This is a genomic window from Candidatus Saganbacteria bacterium, assembly GCA_026387835.1.
Taxonomy (GTDB): domain Bacteria; phylum Margulisbacteria; class WOR-1; order JAKLHX01; family JAKLHX01; genus JAPLKZ01.
The window spans coordinates 108,654-124,982 of sequence record JAPLKZ010000004.1; the positions used below are offsets into that span (position 1 = coordinate 108,654).

General features: G+C 49.5%; 19 protein-coding genes. 5 read left to right on the forward strand and 14 right to left on the reverse strand.

Annotated elements, in window-relative coordinates:
* Window positions 1-14 precede the first annotated feature (14 nt).
* The 11 genes from NTZ10_00805 to NTZ10_00855 are packed head-to-tail and all read right to left on the reverse strand — an operon-like array spanning window position 15 to window position 9,493.
* Window positions 15-944, reverse strand: a complete 930-nt coding sequence (locus NTZ10_00805) for a thiamine pyrophosphate-dependent enzyme (protein ID MCX5748774.1) — start codon at window positions 942-944, stop codon at window positions 15-17.
* The gene (gene porA / locus NTZ10_00810) at window positions 945-2,168 is read right to left on the reverse strand and encodes a pyruvate ferredoxin oxidoreductase (protein MCX5748775.1); all 1,224 of its coding nucleotides are present in this window, start codon (window positions 2,166-2,168) and stop codon (window positions 945-947) included.
* Window position 2,169: 1 nt separating this feature from the next.
* On the reverse strand, window positions 2,170-2,460 hold the full coding sequence (locus NTZ10_00815; protein MCX5748776.1) for a 4Fe-4S binding protein: 291 nt from the start codon (window positions 2,458-2,460) through the stop codon (window positions 2,170-2,172).
* 1 nt (window position 2,461) lies between these two features.
* Window positions 2,462-3,040, reverse strand: coding sequence for a 2-oxoacid:acceptor oxidoreductase family protein (locus NTZ10_00820; protein MCX5748777.1), 579 nt, complete (start codon window positions 3,038-3,040; stop codon window positions 2,462-2,464).
* 1 nt (window position 3,041) lies between these two features.
* Window positions 3,042-3,737, reverse strand: coding sequence for a hypothetical protein (locus NTZ10_00825; GenBank protein MCX5748778.1), 696 nt, complete (start codon window positions 3,735-3,737; stop codon window positions 3,042-3,044).
* The gene (gene recR, locus NTZ10_00830; GenBank protein ID MCX5748779.1) at window positions 3,734-4,336 is read right to left on the reverse strand and encodes a recombination mediator RecR; all 603 of its coding nucleotides are present in this window, start codon (window positions 4,334-4,336) and stop codon (window positions 3,734-3,736) included. Before recR ends, NTZ10_00825 begins: the two co-directional genes overlap by 4 nt.
* Window position 4,337: 1 nt before the next feature.
* On the reverse strand, window positions 4,338-4,664 hold the full coding sequence (locus tag NTZ10_00835; GenBank protein MCX5748780.1) for a YbaB/EbfC family nucleoid-associated protein: 327 nt from the start codon (window positions 4,662-4,664) through the stop codon (window positions 4,338-4,340).
* 16 nt (window positions 4,665-4,680) lie between these two features.
* On the reverse strand, window positions 4,681-6,186 hold the full coding sequence (dnaX, locus tag NTZ10_00840) for a DNA polymerase III subunit gamma/tau (protein ID MCX5748781.1): 1,506 nt from the start codon (window positions 6,184-6,186) through the stop codon (window positions 4,681-4,683).
* 4 nt (window positions 6,187-6,190) lie between these two features.
* Window positions 6,191-7,312 (reverse strand): alanine racemase, encoded by a 1,122-nt coding sequence (gene alr, locus NTZ10_00845; protein ID MCX5748782.1) that lies wholly within the window; start codon window positions 7,310-7,312, stop codon window positions 6,191-6,193.
* The gene (locus tag NTZ10_00850; GenBank protein ID MCX5748783.1) at window positions 7,312-9,204 is read right to left on the reverse strand and encodes an ATP-binding protein; all 1,893 of its coding nucleotides are present in this window, start codon (window positions 9,202-9,204) and stop codon (window positions 7,312-7,314) included. Before NTZ10_00850 ends, alr begins: the two co-directional genes overlap by 1 nt.
* Before the next feature lie 4 nt (window positions 9,205-9,208).
* Complete coding sequence (locus tag NTZ10_00855) at window positions 9,209-9,493, reverse strand: DUF3467 domain-containing protein (GenBank protein ID MCX5748784.1); 285 nt, start codon at window positions 9,491-9,493, stop codon at window positions 9,209-9,211.
* 92 nt (window positions 9,494-9,585) lie between these two features.
* On the opposite strand from NTZ10_00855, the gene NTZ10_00860 reads away from it, so the two are divergent.
* From NTZ10_00860 to NTZ10_00875, 4 genes are read left to right on the forward strand one after another with little or no spacing between them, the layout of a single operon-like run.
* Complete coding sequence (locus tag NTZ10_00860) at window positions 9,586-9,972, forward strand: protease inhibitor I42 family protein (GenBank protein ID MCX5748785.1); 387 nt, start codon at window positions 9,586-9,588, stop codon at window positions 9,970-9,972.
* Between the two features lie 42 nt (window positions 9,973-10,014).
* Complete coding sequence (gene leuC / locus NTZ10_00865; GenBank protein MCX5748786.1) at window positions 10,015-11,283, forward strand: 3-isopropylmalate dehydratase large subunit; 1,269 nt, start codon at window positions 10,015-10,017, stop codon at window positions 11,281-11,283.
* Window positions 11,283-11,762 carry a 3-isopropylmalate dehydratase small subunit gene (locus tag NTZ10_00870; GenBank protein MCX5748787.1) on the forward strand — a complete coding sequence of 160 codons (480 nt, stop codon included), beginning with the start codon at window positions 11,283-11,285 and terminating at the stop codon, window positions 11,760-11,762. Before leuC ends, NTZ10_00870 begins: the two co-directional genes overlap by 1 nt.
* Window positions 11,743-12,801: a 3-isopropylmalate dehydrogenase gene (locus NTZ10_00875; protein MCX5748788.1), complete on the forward strand. Its 1,059-nt coding sequence runs from the start codon at window positions 11,743-11,745 to the stop codon at window positions 12,799-12,801. Before NTZ10_00870 ends, NTZ10_00875 begins: the two co-directional genes overlap by 20 nt.
* Here NTZ10_00875 and NTZ10_00880 read toward each other — a convergent pair whose 3' ends face one another.
* On the reverse strand, window positions 12,802-14,013 hold the full coding sequence (locus tag NTZ10_00880) for a hypothetical protein (GenBank protein ID MCX5748789.1): 1,212 nt from the start codon (window positions 14,011-14,013) through the stop codon (window positions 12,802-12,804).
* 206 nt (window positions 14,014-14,219) lie between these two features.
* Between NTZ10_00880 and NTZ10_00885 the strand changes: the two genes are divergently transcribed.
* Window positions 14,220-15,092 carry a hypothetical protein gene (locus NTZ10_00885; protein MCX5748790.1) on the forward strand — a complete coding sequence of 291 codons (873 nt, stop codon included), beginning with the start codon at window positions 14,220-14,222 and terminating at the stop codon, window positions 15,090-15,092.
* Between the two features lie 22 nt (window positions 15,093-15,114).
* Here NTZ10_00885 and NTZ10_00890 read toward each other — a convergent pair whose 3' ends face one another.
* Both NTZ10_00890 and thiE read right to left on the reverse strand, forming a co-directional pair.
* Window positions 15,115-15,888, reverse strand: a complete 774-nt coding sequence (locus NTZ10_00890; protein ID MCX5748791.1) for a thiazole synthase — start codon at window positions 15,886-15,888, stop codon at window positions 15,115-15,117.
* Window positions 15,885-16,329: thiamine phosphate synthase (gene thiE, locus NTZ10_00895; protein ID MCX5748792.1), on the reverse strand; the 445-nt coding region annotated here is incomplete at its 5' end. The genes NTZ10_00890 and thiE, both read right to left, overlap by 4 nt.

Below are 16,329 nucleotides of genomic sequence, written 5' to 3' on the forward strand. Positions count from 1 at the left end.
TACCACCTCTTTTATTATACAGCAAAACACCGGCATTTTTTATTCAGAAGCTCCCACTTCTCGTCAAGCTCTTTTTGTATCCGGTCAAGCAGTTCCTTGTTCCCCGGCTTGAACAGGTGCCTGAACCTTGACTGGGGTTTCATAAAATCTACGAGCTGCTTCTTTTCTTTAGGCGTGTAATTCAGTTTATATTTGCCGTTCTCCACCTCATATAACGGCCAGAAGCAGGTGTCAACGGCCAGTTTTCCCATCTCGACGGTCTTGTCCATCGGATATCCCCAGCCCAGCTGGCAGGGCTGAAGTACGTTCAGGAACTTCGGCCCCCTGATGGACATCGCTTTTTCCACCTTTTTCGTAAGGTCCATCCAGTTACCACAAACGCTTTGGGCGGCATACGGGATATTGTGTGCGACCATTATTTCGGTCAGGTCTTTGCGCCACATCCTTTTTCCCTGCTGTACCTTCCCGGCAGGTTCTGTCGTCGTGTTCGCACCTATCGGGGTCGCGCCGGAGCGCTGGATCGAGGTGTTCATGTATGCCTGATTGTCATAACACACGTAAAGGATATCATGGCCTCTTTCCATAGCCCCTGAAAGCGCTTGAAAACCTATATCGTACGTGCCTCCGTCGCCTCCGAAAGCTATAAACCTTATCTCATCACTGAGTTTGCCCTGTCTTTTCAATGACTTGTATGCCGCCTCGATACCCGATATTGATGCTCCGGCATTCTCAAACGCGCTGTGTAAGAACGGGGTCTTCCAGGCTGAATATGGAAATATTGTGGTCGAGACCTCAAGACATCCCGTCGCGCACGTTACCACTACCGGCTCTTTTACCGCCATAAGGACCTGCCGCACTATTATCGGGGCCCCGCAGCCGGGACACATCCTGTGTCCTCCGGTAAGGCGGTCTTCTCTTGATGCAAGCTCCTTTAATGTTGCCATTTATCTTACTCCTTTGTAACTTACGACTTGTTTGACCGGCTCGCCCTGCGCGGCTTTGTTGGTTTCCTCGATTATCTTGATCTTGCCGACGGATGAGATCGCCTTCAGGTCTTCGACGATCTCATTCAGATGGGACTGTGTTACTTCTCTCCCGCCGAGACCGCATATATAATCGGCTACAAGAGGCCTTTTTGACCTTTCATAAAGCGCGCATTTTATCTCCTCAAAAAGAGGCCCGCCTTTTGCCGCGTAGCCGTCACACCTGTCTATCACTGCTATAGCTTTGATGTTTTCAAGAGCGTCCGCTATCTCTTTTTCCGGGAACGGCCTGAATACTCTCAGTTTTAACAGGCCGATCTTGACCCCTTTTGCCCTGTATTCATTTACGACTTCTTTCATCGAGCCTGCTACGGACCCCATGCATACTACAGCGATATCAGCGTCATCGAGCATATATTTTTCATAATATCCGTACTCTCTGCCGAATTTTTTTCCGAAATCTTTCCCGACCTCAAGGATGATCTTGCCTGCATTCCTCATAGCTTCGGCTGCCTGCATCTTGTGCTCAAAATAATAATTCTGAAGGTCCAAAGCACCTATGGTGACGGGGTTCTTTAGATCCAGAAGGTTTGTGTAAGCGGGGAATTTCCCGACATAGTCTTTTACAACATTATCATCAAGCATCTCGATCTTCTCCAGGCAATGGCTGATTATGAACCCGTCCGTCGTCACCATCACGGGAAGTCTCACATCAGTGTGTTCCGCTATCTTGACGGCCTGGAGCAGATTGTCATACGCTTCCTGGCTGTTCTCGGAGAATATCTGTATCCATCCGAAATCCCTTGCCGCCATCGTGTCGCTGTGGTCGTTGTGGATGTTGATCGGGCCGCTCAAAGCCCTGTTCACCTCGGGCATCACTATCGGGAGCCTGAGCGCGGAAGCGATCGGCAGCATCTCGTACATAAGGGCGAGTCCCTGGGATGATGTCCCCGTCATGGCCCTCGCGCCGGCCGCGGATGCCGCTATAGTCGCGCTCATCGCGGAATGCTCGCTCTCCACCGCGACATACTCCGTGTTCACGAGCCCGTCAGCCACGAACTGGGAAAAGATCATGACGATCTCTGTCGCCGGTGTTATCGGATAAGCCGCGACCACATCGGGATTTATCTGGCGCATGGCCTCCGCCATCGCCTCGTTGCCTGTCTTTGCCGCGATTTGAACCATTTTACTTTTCCTCCTTGACCAGTTGGACGGCTTTTACCGGCTTCACGGGGCAGACGTCAACGCAGATCCCGCAGCCTTTGCAGTAACGGTAATCTATCCCGTCAAATTTGCCGTCTTTCACTTTTACCGCGCTGTCCGGGCAATAAATATAACAGAACAGGCAGTTGATGCAGAGCTTGTCGTCTTTTACCGGCCTGGACGTCCTCCAGTCTCCGGTCTCAAATTCCGCCGCGGTCCCCGCCTTTAACTCGTCGCCCAGCGGGAGTTCCTTCCATCCCAGTTCTTTCGCCATCTTATTCTCCCTTCGCTTCTTCAAAAGCCCGTTTCACGGCGTTCAGGTTGCCTTCGATCACTTCGGGTTTTGAGGCGAATTTCTTCGCCAGTTTTTTCTTAAGGTCTTCGATCAGAAGATCTATGTCAAGGATATTTGAAGCCTTGATCAATGCCCCCAGCATCGGCGTGTTGGGTATATCTCTGCCGATTGTTTCCTTCGAGATCTTTGAAGCATCCACCGTAAATATCTTTCTTCCTTTAAGATTTATCTTGGAGCGGACAGATACGGCCGTATCGCCTGTGTTCACTATAAGTATGCCGTCATCTTTCAACCCTTTTGTCACATCGACCTTTCCCATAAGGGTAGGGTCAAGGACAAGCACGATGCCTGGCTCGGTTATCCCGTAATGCACGGTGATCGGGTCCCCGCTTATCCTGTTGAAAGAAGCGACCGGGGCTCCCATCCTTTCCGGGCCGTATTCGGGAAATGCCTGGATGTGCTTTCCAAGGCTCATGGCAGCGTCTCCCAGAAGAAGAGCCGCCGTCTTAGCTCCCTGGCCTCCCCTTCCGTGCCAGCGTATCTCGGTCATGTTTTTCATTTTATGATATCCACCTTTCCAGTTGCGATAATACTTTATGAAGTCCAAACATTTGTAATAATATCATTATTGCGACCACGATTAAAGTGGCCGACAAGGCTTTCGTGCGCGTGACTTTGTATACTTTCTTTACAGCGGTACTCCACAGTCCCCACAGGTAAAAGATGATCACGAACAGGATTATTTTCGTCCCGGCCGTAAAATTCGCAAAAGATAATGCCTTGAATTTTGTCGCGCACGCCAGGACCGGCAGCAATATCAGCAAAAGCGCTGGGGCTGACGAATAATACGCCGACCTCACCATCTCCTTGAGCTCGCCTTTTCCGCCGGCCTTCACTGCTATATAATGTATTGCGCAAGCAGCCAGATAGAATGATGCCATCATCGATATGACCACAACCGACAGGACTATCAAAAACACCATTATAAAGAAGATCAGGACAAGAAGTAAGAAAACCGGGGCCACAATTAAAAGTTTTATGCCATAGATACCCTGTATAAGGGCTATCATCATCTGGGAAATGGAGGTGATATAGACCGCTACAGTTATGAACAACGAAAGCAGCCACGCGGTGATCAAAAGGAAAGAGAACGGCTTGTCGTTCAGTTCCCCCTTTTCCATGAACGTATAAAAATATATGGGCCTTGCGACGATCTTCCACCAGTCCCTGAAGTACCATCCGATCATTTTTTTCATGAAAGTTCTCTCCTTCCTTCTATAGCTTTGAGCAGCGTCGCTTCGTCCGCGAAGTCCATGTCGGAACCTATAGGCAGCCCGGATGCGATCCTTGTCAGCCTGATACCCAGCGGCTTGATGATCTTTGTAAGATAAAATATCGTGGTCTCGCTCTCCGTTGTCGGGTTAAGCGCGACTAGGACTTCTTTCACCCCGTTCTTAAGCCTGCCAAGCAGCTCTTTTATCCTCAGATTGTCGGGGCCGACGCCGTCAAGCGGCGAGATCAAGCCTCCGAGCACGTGGAAACTTCCTTTGAATTCCCTTGTCCTTTCTATGGCTATCAGGTCTTTGGGTTCCGCGACCACGCACAGAAGGGACTTGTCCCTGCTGTTATCCCTGCATATGTCACAGGGATCTTTTACCGTGAGATTGAAGCAGACTGAACAGTAGCGAATATTTTTCTTGACCTCGGTCAGGGCTTTCGCGAGTTTTCCGACTTCCGCGTCTGTTATACCGAGGATATGGAATACCAGCCTTTGAGCCGACTTGGGCCCGATGCCGGGCAGCTTCTTAAATTCCTCTATGAGATCGTTGACGGGTTCCGGGTAGTGAGAAGGCATGTTATATGCCCAGCATACTTGAAAGCCCGGGGATATTCATGCCCCCGGTCATCGAGCTCATTTTTGATGACGATAATTTTTTTGCCTTCTCGAGCGCTTCGTTGACCGCTGTTTTTATCATCTCGGACAATCTCTGCGCGTCACCTGTCGGAGCCAGCGCGGGGTCGATCTTGATCTCTTTTATTTCCATATTGCCGTTCATCGTTACGATCACCGCGCCCCTGCCTGAGCCTGCGGTCACCGTCTCCGCCGACAGTTCCTCCGAAGCTTTTTTCATGCCGTCCTGCATCTGTTTTGCCTGTTTCATCATTTCGTTTATATCGAACATCCGCCTGCTCCTTGCTCTAAACTGTTTTTCCGTCGAACATCTCTATAATATCATCTGCGGAGACCGGCGCAACAGGTCTTTCCGAAGTTTTTTTATCCTCTTCTCCCATCACGCATATCACGGAGATCTTTTTTCCCGTTATTTCTCCTATTGCCTCCTCGACATTTGTTTTATTGGCTTGCTCCTCGATCCTCGCCTTGTGGAAGGAATACCCTTTTTTGAACTTCAGGACCACCCTTCCTTTTCCGTCAAGCGACGAGACTTCCGCCTCGCACAGCGAGACGTATCCGAAAACGTTCCTGGCCTTTACTTTTTCCAGGATCTCCTTCCATTTCCCCCTGATGCTTGATAAGGCTTCGTCCTTTGACATTACCGCCGCTTCGCCTTCCGGAACATTTTTTTCCGGCGCTATTTTGACAGCTTCCTTTATCTGATCCCGGCCCGCTCCTTCCATCGCCTCAAGCAAGGCTATTTCAAGTACAAGCCTTGAATTCCTGTGCCATTTCATGTCCGTCTCCGCGCCGGAGATGGCTTTTATTATCATTTTTATTTTTGAAAGAGGATGGTTTTCGCAGCTTTTCTTCAGCCGGTTTATCTGTTCCTCCGACAGTTCAAGGACACTTTCGCTCCCCACCTTTACCATAAGCAGGTTCCTGAAATGGTACACGAGGTCTTTCGCGAGCTGCTCCACGCTCACTCCCTGATCGACGGCTTTCTGCACGGAAATCAGGATGTCCTTCTCGTTCCCGTTCAGGACAGCTTCCCCCATTCCGAAAAGGAACTCGGGTTCGGCCGTCCCGAGGACTTCGACGACATCTTCGACTTTGATCTCGCCCTCGCAGAACGAAGAGAGCTGGTCTATCAGCGATATGGCATCCCTCATCGCGCCTTCCGAGGACCTCGCGATAAGACGCACCGCATCATCGCTGATCTTTTGCCCCTCATCTTTCGCGATCTTTTTCAGATGCTTAATTATCTCATCAAGGGATATCCTGCCGAAATCAAACCTCTGGCAGCGAGAAGAGATCGTCACCGGCACTCTCTGCGGCTCGGTCGTCGCCAGGATGAATACCGTGTCCGGCGGCGGCTCTTCCAGGGTCTTTAACAGCGCGTTGAACGCCTCCGGCGTGAGCATATGCACCTCATCGATTATATAGATCTTGTATCTGCCTTCCACGGGTTTGAACCTGATCTTTTCTCTGAGGTCTCTTATCTCGTCTATCCCGCGGTTGGATGCCGCATCTATCTCGATCACGTTAAGGGCGTAGCCGGAGGTGATCTTCCTGCACTGGTCGCATTTCCCGCACGGTTTTACAGTTGCCGCGTCCCCGCAATTGAGAGCCTTGGCAAATATCCTCGCGGTCGATGTCTTACCGGTGCCGCGCGGTCCTGTAAAAAGATACGCGTGGCCTATCCTTTTGCCGCTTATCGCGTTCTTCAGCGTTGTAATTATCGGCTCCTGGCCGATTATCTCTTCAAATGTCTGCGACCGGTATTTTCTGTACAACGAGATATGGTTCATGTTCTCACCTAATATAGACTCTCGGGACCCTTTTTCCTATCCCGCAGATCACTTCGTAGTTTATTGTACCGTCAAGACGCGCTATCTCATCAGCCGTGATGGTTTGTTTACCCTGGCTTCCGATGATCACCGCATCGTCGCCCATTTCGATCTTATCATTATCCGCGTCGATCAGCGTCATGTCCATCGTAACATTGCCGACAATAGGCCGCTTTTTCCCCCTGATTATTACCGATCCCTTGCCCGACAGCCCCCTTGAAAGCCCGTCCGCGTATCCGACCGGAAGAGTCGCTATCTTAGTCCTTTTTGTGGTCCTGTAAGCTGCGCCGTAGCTCAAGGGCGTCCCTTTTTCGACCTCTTTTAAATATAACACTTTTGTTTTGAACGAAAGCACCGGTTGAAGCCAGGGCCGTTTGAGTCGTTTTGACGAAGGAAACAATCCGTACATGCATATCCCGATCCTGACCATGTCCAGATGGGTCTCGGGAAAGAATAATGCGGCCGCGCTGTTCGCCGCGTGCTTGATCGGAGGATCGATCCCTTCTTTTTTGAGAAGCCCGACGGTCTTCATGAAAGATCCGAACTGTTTGGCCGTGAACGGGCTGCCCGGGTCGTCCGCTTTTGAAAAATGAGTGAATATTCCTTCGATGAAGATGTTAGGGAGGCTTGATATCCTCACCGCTGTCGCGACCGCGTCATTCAGGAGCATCCCTACCCTTCCCATCCCCGTATCCAATTTGATATGTATCTTTGCCGTTTTCTTCTTCTGCCCGGCGATATCCGACAGCGCCTGGGCCTGGTGAAAAGTGTAGACGGTCTGCGTGAGGCCCGCGTCCAGCAGCCTTTCAAGATACGCGGCGGGCGTCTCGCTCAGGATCAATATCGGCGTTTTAATATAAGCCGACCTCAGTTCAAGAGCCTCTCCCAGTGTAGCCACGCCGAGGTAATCAACGCGGGCTTTTTCCGCCGCTTTTGACACTTCCACCGCGCCGTGGCCGTAAGCGTTGGCTTTTACGATCGCCATGAACTTTGTCGAAGGCGATAAAATACCGCGCATCTCATCGATGTTGCGATGAAGTTTTTTCAGGTCTATTTCCGCGCAGGTAGGTCTGAACGGTTCCATCATCATCCTTTCGGCAGAGAAAATATGAACTTTGAACCGGTGCCGGGCCCGTCGCTTTCAGCCCAGATACGGCCTCCGTGAGCTTCGACCGTCTCCCGGCATATAGAGAGCCCCAGCCCGACCCCTGTCCTGAACTTAATGGTATCATCCTCGACCTGGTAGAACTTGGCAAAGATCTTTCCCAGCTGTTCCTGCCTCAAACCGATGCCGTTGTCCGCCACGCTGACGATGACGTCTTTTTCACCGTCCCTGACGGAGACCGTCACGTGCCCGCCTTTATCCGTGTATTTCAACGCGTTGTTCATAAGATTTGTCAGCACTCTCGCGATCCTGTTCTTGTCCGCGTGGAACGCGGGAATATCCGGCGGTATATCCGTGCTTACGGTGATCTCTTTTGCGCTTGAAAAAGATTTGGACTCGAACAGCACGTTATCCACGACCTCTTTTATATCGAAAGGGCTTATCTCAAGCTTCAACTGTCTCGCTTCCATCTTGGCGCTGTCTAAAAGCTCGTCTATCAGGACCATCAGCTTTTCCGTGTTCGAACTTGCTATGCCGAGGAATTTCTGCTGCTGTGGAGTGGTTTCTCCGGTGATGTTTTTCATTATCAGCGTCAGCGATTCCTTGATGTTTGCCAGCGGGGTCCTTATCTCGTGAGACATCTTGGACAGGAACGCGGACTTGGTCTCTTCCAGTTTTTTCAGCTTTACCGATGTTTCCCTTTCTTTGCCGAACATCCTGGCGTTGTTTATGGCTACAGCGGCCTGCTCCGCAAAGGTTATCAGAAGGTGCAGGTCCTCTTCTGTTATCTTTTTTTTCGAGATCAGATTGTCGACCGCTATCATGCCGATTATTCTTCCCTGGACCTTAAGCGGCACTACCGCGTTCTGCCCGACACCCGGGACCATATATTTTTTCTGACTTTCCGGAAGGGTCGAGTCGGCGTCTTCCGTGAAAAAAAATCCTATCTTTCCGTGATATATCTTCGCGAAATTATTGTCCTCTTCATCGAAACCGAATATCTGGCTGTCGATATTTTCGGGTTTTCCCCATCTGTCCACTCCGATCCTGCCCTTTATCATCTTGGTTTCCTCGTCAACCTCGAATATCCCGACCCTGTCAAAACCAAGCCCTTCCTGCACGCCTTTTATGACCGAAGAAAGTATGTTCTCGAGGTCCATGTCCTGCGTCACCGCGTTGCTTATCTTGTACAGTATCTCCAGCTGCTGGTAGCGTTTTTTCAGGTCACCCGTCTCGTGGTCTATTTTCCGCTCAAGTTCTTCGTTGAACCTGTTGACCCTCTCATACAGGCTGGAATTTTCAAAAGCCACGTTCTCTGCCCGTTTCCTGAGGCGCCTTTCCGTGTCCGCGATGAAACTGGCGGCAAATATCGAGACCGACATCAAAAACGCCCTGTTGAGGAATATAAAGATAAAATTATTAGCCGCGGCATCCTGGACAGCCGCCGCAAAATACAGCAACACTATGAAGGCCATCAGGACAATTTCGCTCTTGAAATTTATTATCATCGACGAGTGGATTATCAGTATGAAATAAAGCGGCCAGAGCTCTGAATTTATCCCGCCCGTGAGGTAGACCGCTGCCGTAACGGCCAAAGAATCGACCGCGAAAGAGACGGCGCTGAGCACCGGCTTATACCTCAGGGTCACGGCGACCGAGATACAGAGGTTGTAGACGGCCGTCAACGCGAAGAAGACAGCGGCAGTCGGGAGGGGGATCTCCGACTTGTGAGGCAGGAACAGCCAGACAAAGAGCCAGAACAATATGACCCACCTGACCTTCCATGTGAACATCTCCCTGCCCCACAGCTGTTCCATCGTGGTCTCTTCGGCCAGGTATTTCGCGCTTTCGCTGGCTGAGTCTTTTTTTTGCATGTAATTAATTCGCGCTCAGGTTGATCCTCATGTCCGGAGCGTCCTGTTCTTCCTTTATCGCGCCGAACTTTTTTTCGAACATCTCGATGTTCTGCGACAGTGCCTTGAGAAGTCTTTTTGCGTGGGAAGGCGACATTATCACCCTCGCGTTGACCCGCCCTACCGGCGGCTGCGCGAAAATAAAATCGGCTATGAACTCGTTCTCGTTATGCGATATCAGAGCGACATTGGAATAAGCCCCCCCCGCGGTCTTTTCGTCTAAAGTTATTTTGATCTCCTGTTGCTGCATTATTATTTCACCTCCAAATAATTATATTGCTTTTTGTATATTAAAACAAGGACGCCTGGAATTGATGATATAATATTGTGTCGAGTAAAATAATGAATAAATTCGTAATAACAATATACTCTGTCTTTCTCATCACCATGGCCTGCATTTTAACTTCCCCGGGCCTTGCCGGTGTTCATCAAATAACCGAAGAGATAAACGTGAAGGCCGGCGAGACCTTCACATTCACGCTTGATTCCAACCCGACCACCGGCTTCAGCTGGCAGGTCGCGCCTCCTTTGGACAGGAATTATTTAAGGCTCATGGGTTCAGTGTTCCACAGGCCGGACACGACCTTGACGGGTGCTCCGGGAAAAGAAACATGGACCTTCAAAGCCGTCAAAAAAGGGAACGCCTTTATCAAAATGATATACGCACGGTCCTGGGAAAAGAATGTCCCTCCTGCCGCGATCCGAACCTGCAAGATCAAGATCATTTAAGACAAAGTAAAGACCGCACATTTTTGATATAATAATATCAACATGGCACAAACTATAACAGAAAAGATCCTTGCCGCTCATTGCGGAAAAAAGGAAGTCCGTCCCGGCGAGTTCATCGAGGCCGATGCGGACATAGTGCTCGGGAATGATATAACCGCGCCGCCAGCGATAACCGAGTTTGAAAAATTCGAGATAAAAAAGGTTTTCGACAGGGATAAGATCGTCCTGGTGCCCGACCATTTCACCCCAAACAAGGACATAAAATCCGCCCAGCAGGTCAAGATGATGAGGGAATTCGCTAAAAAGTATAAAATAAAACATTTCTTCGAGATAGGATGCATGGGGGTCGAACACGCCCTGCTTCCCGAACAGGGGATCGTCTACAGCGGCCAGCTGGTGATCGGCGCTGATTCTCACACCTGCACTTACGGCGCTCTCGGAGCTTTTTCAACCGGCGTGGGCTCGACCGACATGGCAGCTGCAATGGCGACAGGAAAAGTCTGGCTCAAAGTTCCGGAAACGATAAAATTCGTTTTTAAAGGGAAGCTCAACAAATGGGTCGGCGGAAAAGACCTGATACTCTATACCATCGGTGATATCGGCGTCGACGGCGCGCGGTACAAAGCAATGGAGTTCACCGGACCCGCTGTCTCAAAACTGACGATGGACAGCCGCCTTGCCATGTGCAACATGGCTATCGAGGCAGGCGGAAAGAACGGCATCATCGCCCCCGACAAGATAACCAGACAGTACATAGGGTCGCGGCGTCTCGATCCCAGACAAACACCGGTCTATTATCAGAGTGATGAGGACGCGGAGTACTGCAGTGTCATAGAATATGATGCCGGCGATATCGAACCGCAGGTGGCGTTCCCTCATCTGCCCTCCAACACGAAACCTATCAGCAAGGCCGGTAAAGTAAAACTTGACCAGGTAGTGATAGGCTCCTGCACGAACGGAAGATATGAAGACCTCGAGATCGCGGCAAAGATATTGAAAGGCAGAAAGAGGCATAAAGACATAAGGCTGATCATCATCCCCGCGACCCAGAAGATCTATGAACAGGCAATGAAGAACGGCCTGTTTGATATTTTCCTTAAAGCCGAAGCGGCGGTCTCAACCCCTACCTGCGGACCGTGTTTGGGCGGCCATATGGGGATACTTGCCGAAGGAGAGAGGGCTCTTGCGACCACTAACCGGAATTTTGTCGGACGCATGGGGCATCCCAAAAGCGAAGTCTATCTTTCGAACGCGGCAATCGCAGCCGCATCTGCCGTGGCCGGATATATCGCGAGTCCCGAGGATCTATAATGCAAGGCAAAGCTTGGAAATTCAAGAATAATGTCGATACCGATCTGATAATACCCGCGCGGTATCTGAACACGCATGACCCGGCGGAGCTTGCCAGGCATTGCATGGAAGACGCTGACCCCGGGTTCTCTAAAAAGGTCAAAAAAGGCGATTTTATCGTCGCGGGCGAGAATTTCGGCTGCGGGTCTTCCCGCGAGCACGCTCCCGTCGCCATAAAAGCCGCCGGAGTCTCCGCAGTTATAGCGGGATCTTTCGCGAGGATATTTTTCAGGAACGCGATAAACATCGGGCTTCCGATAATAGAGCTAAAACAGGCAGATGAGATAAAAGAAGGCGACACGCTCGAAGTTGACGTTGAAAAAGGACAGATAAAGGACTTGGACAGCGGAAAGACATTTAAAGCCGGGCCTTTTTCGCCGTTCATGAAGAATATAATCGATAAAGGAGGGCTCATTAGTCATGTCAAAGAAAAATTATAATATCGGGGTGATCGGCGGTGACGGCACAGGCCCGGAGGTCGTAGCCGAAGGCCTGAAAGTGCTGAAAGCTGTCGAAAAGAAATTCAGTCTGGAAGTTAATACAAAGCTGCTTCCGTATGACGGGGAAAGATACCTGAAGACCGGCATCATCATAACGGATGAAGAGATCGAAGGACTCAGGAAATTCGACGCCATCTATTTGGGGGCTATCGGCCATCCCAAAGTAGCGCCCGGAATACTGGAAAAAGGCATTCTTTTAAAGGTCAGATTCGCACTTGACCAGTATATAAATTTAAGGCCCGTGAAATTATACGAGAACGTCTGGACCCCTTTAAAGGATAAAGGTCCCGAACATATAGATTTTGTCGTTGTAAGAGAGAATACGGAAGGGCTTTACGTCGGCACAGGAGGAACACTAAAAAAAGGCACCAAGGATGAAGTCGCGATCCAGGATTCAATCAATACAAGAAAAGGCGTGGAAAGATGCATCAGATACGCTTTTGAACTCACGCGCAAAAGGAACAAAAAGAAACAATTGACGCTTGTCGGCAAGACCAACGTCCTGACCTATGCTTTTGACCTTTGGGAAAGGGCCTTTTATGAAGTTGCAAAAGAATATCCTGATATCAAACCGGATTATGCCCACGTGGATGCGACCTGCATGTGGTTTGTAAAAAACCCGGAATGGTTTGATGTTATCGTTACGGACAATCTTTTTGGTGATATAATCACTGATCTCGGCGCCATGATCCAGGGCGGGATGGGGATAGCCGCGGGCGGCAACATCAACCCGGAAGGCGTTTCGATGTTCGAACCCATCGGCGGCTCTGCACCGAAATACACGGGACAAAATGTCATCAATCCACTTGCCGCGATCGGCGCTCTTCAGATGCTTCTTGAGAACATTGGCGAGGAAAAAGCCGCTGCTGCTGTCGAGAAATCGATAATGGCAGCCTGCAAGAAAATGAAGAGCATGTCAGCAGGAAAGATGGGATATTCCACTACACAGGTAGGCGACATGGTGGCGGAGGGGATATAGTTACTGCGGCGGCAGCCAGATCTCGTTAGTACTACAATGTATACCGCCGTGTATGCCCAGGCCGAACATCCCGAAAGGTATTGAACTGACTTCGACCCTGATCCCCGCATTACGGAGCACCTCGATAGTCCTTTTAGCGGCGGAATCCACATAAACTCCTCCTCCTGGAAGAGGAAGAGAGTTTGCCGGAAGGCTGTCTTCATCAGGCAAGAGACCAAATTTGCTGGGGTTTATCTGCTTTACTATTTGATCGAGAAATCTTTTGTTCGCTTCATAATACGGTTCCATGAAAAAAACGGCATTTTCAACAGGTAAATATAGAATATTGAAATCCGAATGATCGCTCGGTATTAAAAACCTTCTTTTCGTTCCGATCTTGTCCAGTATTTCCGGCGGAAAAGCGTCCATGAACCCTGACGGGACTACGAACGGTTTTATCCCTAAAGCGCTTAGCTTGCTGCTTATTGACCGGACATATTGACCTATTACACTTCTTGAGACCGGCGCATTTTTTTCTTCAGGAGGCATCCAGGGTTCGCAGATAAACGCGAACTTGTCCCCTATTGTCGTTACGCCTTGATGCCCCAGTTCTGCCGGCTGAATTTTCAAGCCTTTTGCCCAATTCAATAGACCGCTTAGATCGTTCCGCCGGAATTTGGGCGTCACGTATAAAGTATCTGCTATTTGCACAAAATTATCGCGCAGGAACTTTATTTTCAGCATGGGCTTGCGTTGATCGCTTATATGAACGATATCTTGTTCGCGGATCCCGATATCTTTTGCCTCATTTATCACATTCGAACCGAAATATTCATAGATCTTGGGATCCGGCGCAAGCAACCCGATCCTGTAGCCTAATGAGATCAGGTCCTGCATTAGAACTTTTTTTGCTTTTCCCCATGCCTCTTTCCGGCTGAATATCTGCTCCATAAAAGCTAATGCTATTCTTCCGTTTTCAATATAAAAAGTATTTCCGTCCAGTGTTATTCCGTCCCTGTATATACGCCTGTCGACCGTTTGCGCGATCTGTATTATCTTCGCGCCTTTTACTCTTGCCTCAAACTCTTCGACCACTTGATTGACAGGTATATGCAGTCCGAATTCCCTGGATACCGCTCTTTCAATTGTCCTTGCAGCCTCGGGCTTGCAGGTAAAATCGGAAGGTGTGGTAATTATTACCGGTTTGTATCCGCGAATGATCCTGTTTATCATAATTGTAGTCCTAATTAACTTTCGTCAGAATCTTGATGAAATTTCATTGCTATTCTCCTTTTAGTTGTCAGTTTACTGTTTACCCCTGCATACTATCTTTATTATCTATTTCTTTACTTATTTATGCCTTATTTACGGTTTGCAAGTATTTCTCGTGTTATCCCGATATATATTTACATATAGGCTTATAGGCCTGGAGAGATCATATGAAAAACACGACAATTGATTATTTAAAATGGATACTCGAAGAGATAAACGCCTCTCTTGAGATGAACCCTTTTACCAGGCAATTGTACTCTCCGTTTGCCGTCGATGAAATAGTCGAAAAAGACGGCACCCTGGCACAGACCGAAAGGCTTCTCGTCGCCTCCGAGGTCTACCGCTGGGTGATGGGCGGCAAGTGGCGCCTTCTTGACCTTGAACATCTGATAAAGACCCAGAGAGGCCACCTTGATTTTGACAAGAAGACGATAAAGCAGGATATAAAGCATCTTATAGACCAGCAGGACCTGCTTAACGAGGACGTCCTCCAGATGGTCCTTCTGCTCACCGGGATAGATAAAAGGATAGTCGAGAACGCGAAGTACGTGATACAGAATAAATTCTTCATAACGGCGAACCCGAACAAGCTGTGGTCTTCTATCGGTTACTATGACATGAAAAATAAAAGTATCCATGTGAGCACCGGGGGAAAAGCAAAGGACGGAAAGTATAAATTCCCCGTGGAAGATGTGATAGAAACAGCGGCCCACGAGCTCGGCCATCATATCTATATCTCAATGATCTCGGGAAAGTTCAAGACACCCAAAGGCACCATAAGAAAGATCAGGGGCATGCTGAAAGGTGTCAAAACATCGAAAAATGACCTGGAGCATAATCAATGGCTTAAGTTCTACAAAGAGGACTACGAATCAGACTGGCGGAGTAACAAAGCGGTTCAGATAGTGCCGGTCGAGGCTTACGTGAAATACGGCATCGAGAACGAATTATTCGCCCAGACTATCAGCGGCAAGACGACCATTTCAAAGAGCAAAAGAAAACAACTGATAAAACTGATAAACGAAAGCTGCATCTTTTAACCGCTTTTTAAAGCTAAAGCAATTATTTTGAAATACCCTGTGTAGGAGAACTCGCGCTCGCGAACGGCTTTTTCGGCATCCTTCCGGAAAGGAAACTTTTCCTTCCGGCTTCGACCCCGAACCTCACCGCTTCGGCCATCAAAGCAGGATATTGCGCTTCCGCGACAGCGGTATTGATCAGGCACGCATCGGCGCCGGTCTCCATCGCGAGAGCCGCGTCGGACGCGCAGCCGATCCCGCTGTCAACGACTACAGGCACCGTAATGAACTGCCTGAGGACTTTAATTTTGTCGAAGTTTGGGACTCCCTGGCCCGAGCCGATAAATGAGCCTCCCGGCATTACGGTCGCGCAGCCGATCTCCTGGAGTTTTTTTGCGACGGTAAAATCATCGGTGGTATAAGGAAGAACGACAAAACCTTCTTCGATAAGTATCTTTGCCGCTTCGATGGTTGCGACCGGGTCAGGTACAAGATATTTTTGGTCGGCGATGACTTCGAGTTTCACCCAGTTCGTCAGCCCTGCTGCTTTTGCCAGCCGCGCTATCCTTACAGCTTCATCAACGCTGTAACAGCCCGCGGTATTCGGCAGGATAAAATATTTTTTTCGGTCGATGTGATCCAGCAGGGTCTTCTCGCCTGTATTTTCCAGGCTGACCCTTCTGACAGCGACGGTGACGATCTCGCAGCCCGACGCGTCAAGAGCTTCTTTCATAATCTCGAAAGTCTTGTATTTGCCCGTGCCCAGCATCAGCCTGGAGCGGAATTCTCTTCCGGCTATTACCAGATTGTTTTTCATTTAAATATCCTGCGCATCCTCTTAACAGCGGAAGCCGGGTCTTTTGCAGCTACTGCCGCGCGTATCACTGCGACACGCTTTGCTCCCGCGGCGATTACAACTTTAATATTATCCTCATTTATACCGCCGATGGCAACCACAGGGACTTTGACCGACTTTAGAACTTTCTTCAATACTTCTATACCTAAAGGTTTTGTATCCGGTTTTGAAGGCGTTGAAAAGACCGGACCCAGGCTGATGTAATCCGCGCCGCTTTTTGCGCCTGTTATTGCCTGGTCAAAACTGTGACTTGACAGGCCTATGATCTTTCCGCTTCCAAGCAGCTTTCTCGCGACCGGCACGGGAACATCATCCTGCCCCAGATGAACACCATCCGCGTCTATAGCAAGGCAGACATCGATATAATCGTTCACGATAAAAGTTACTCCAGCCCTCTTGCAC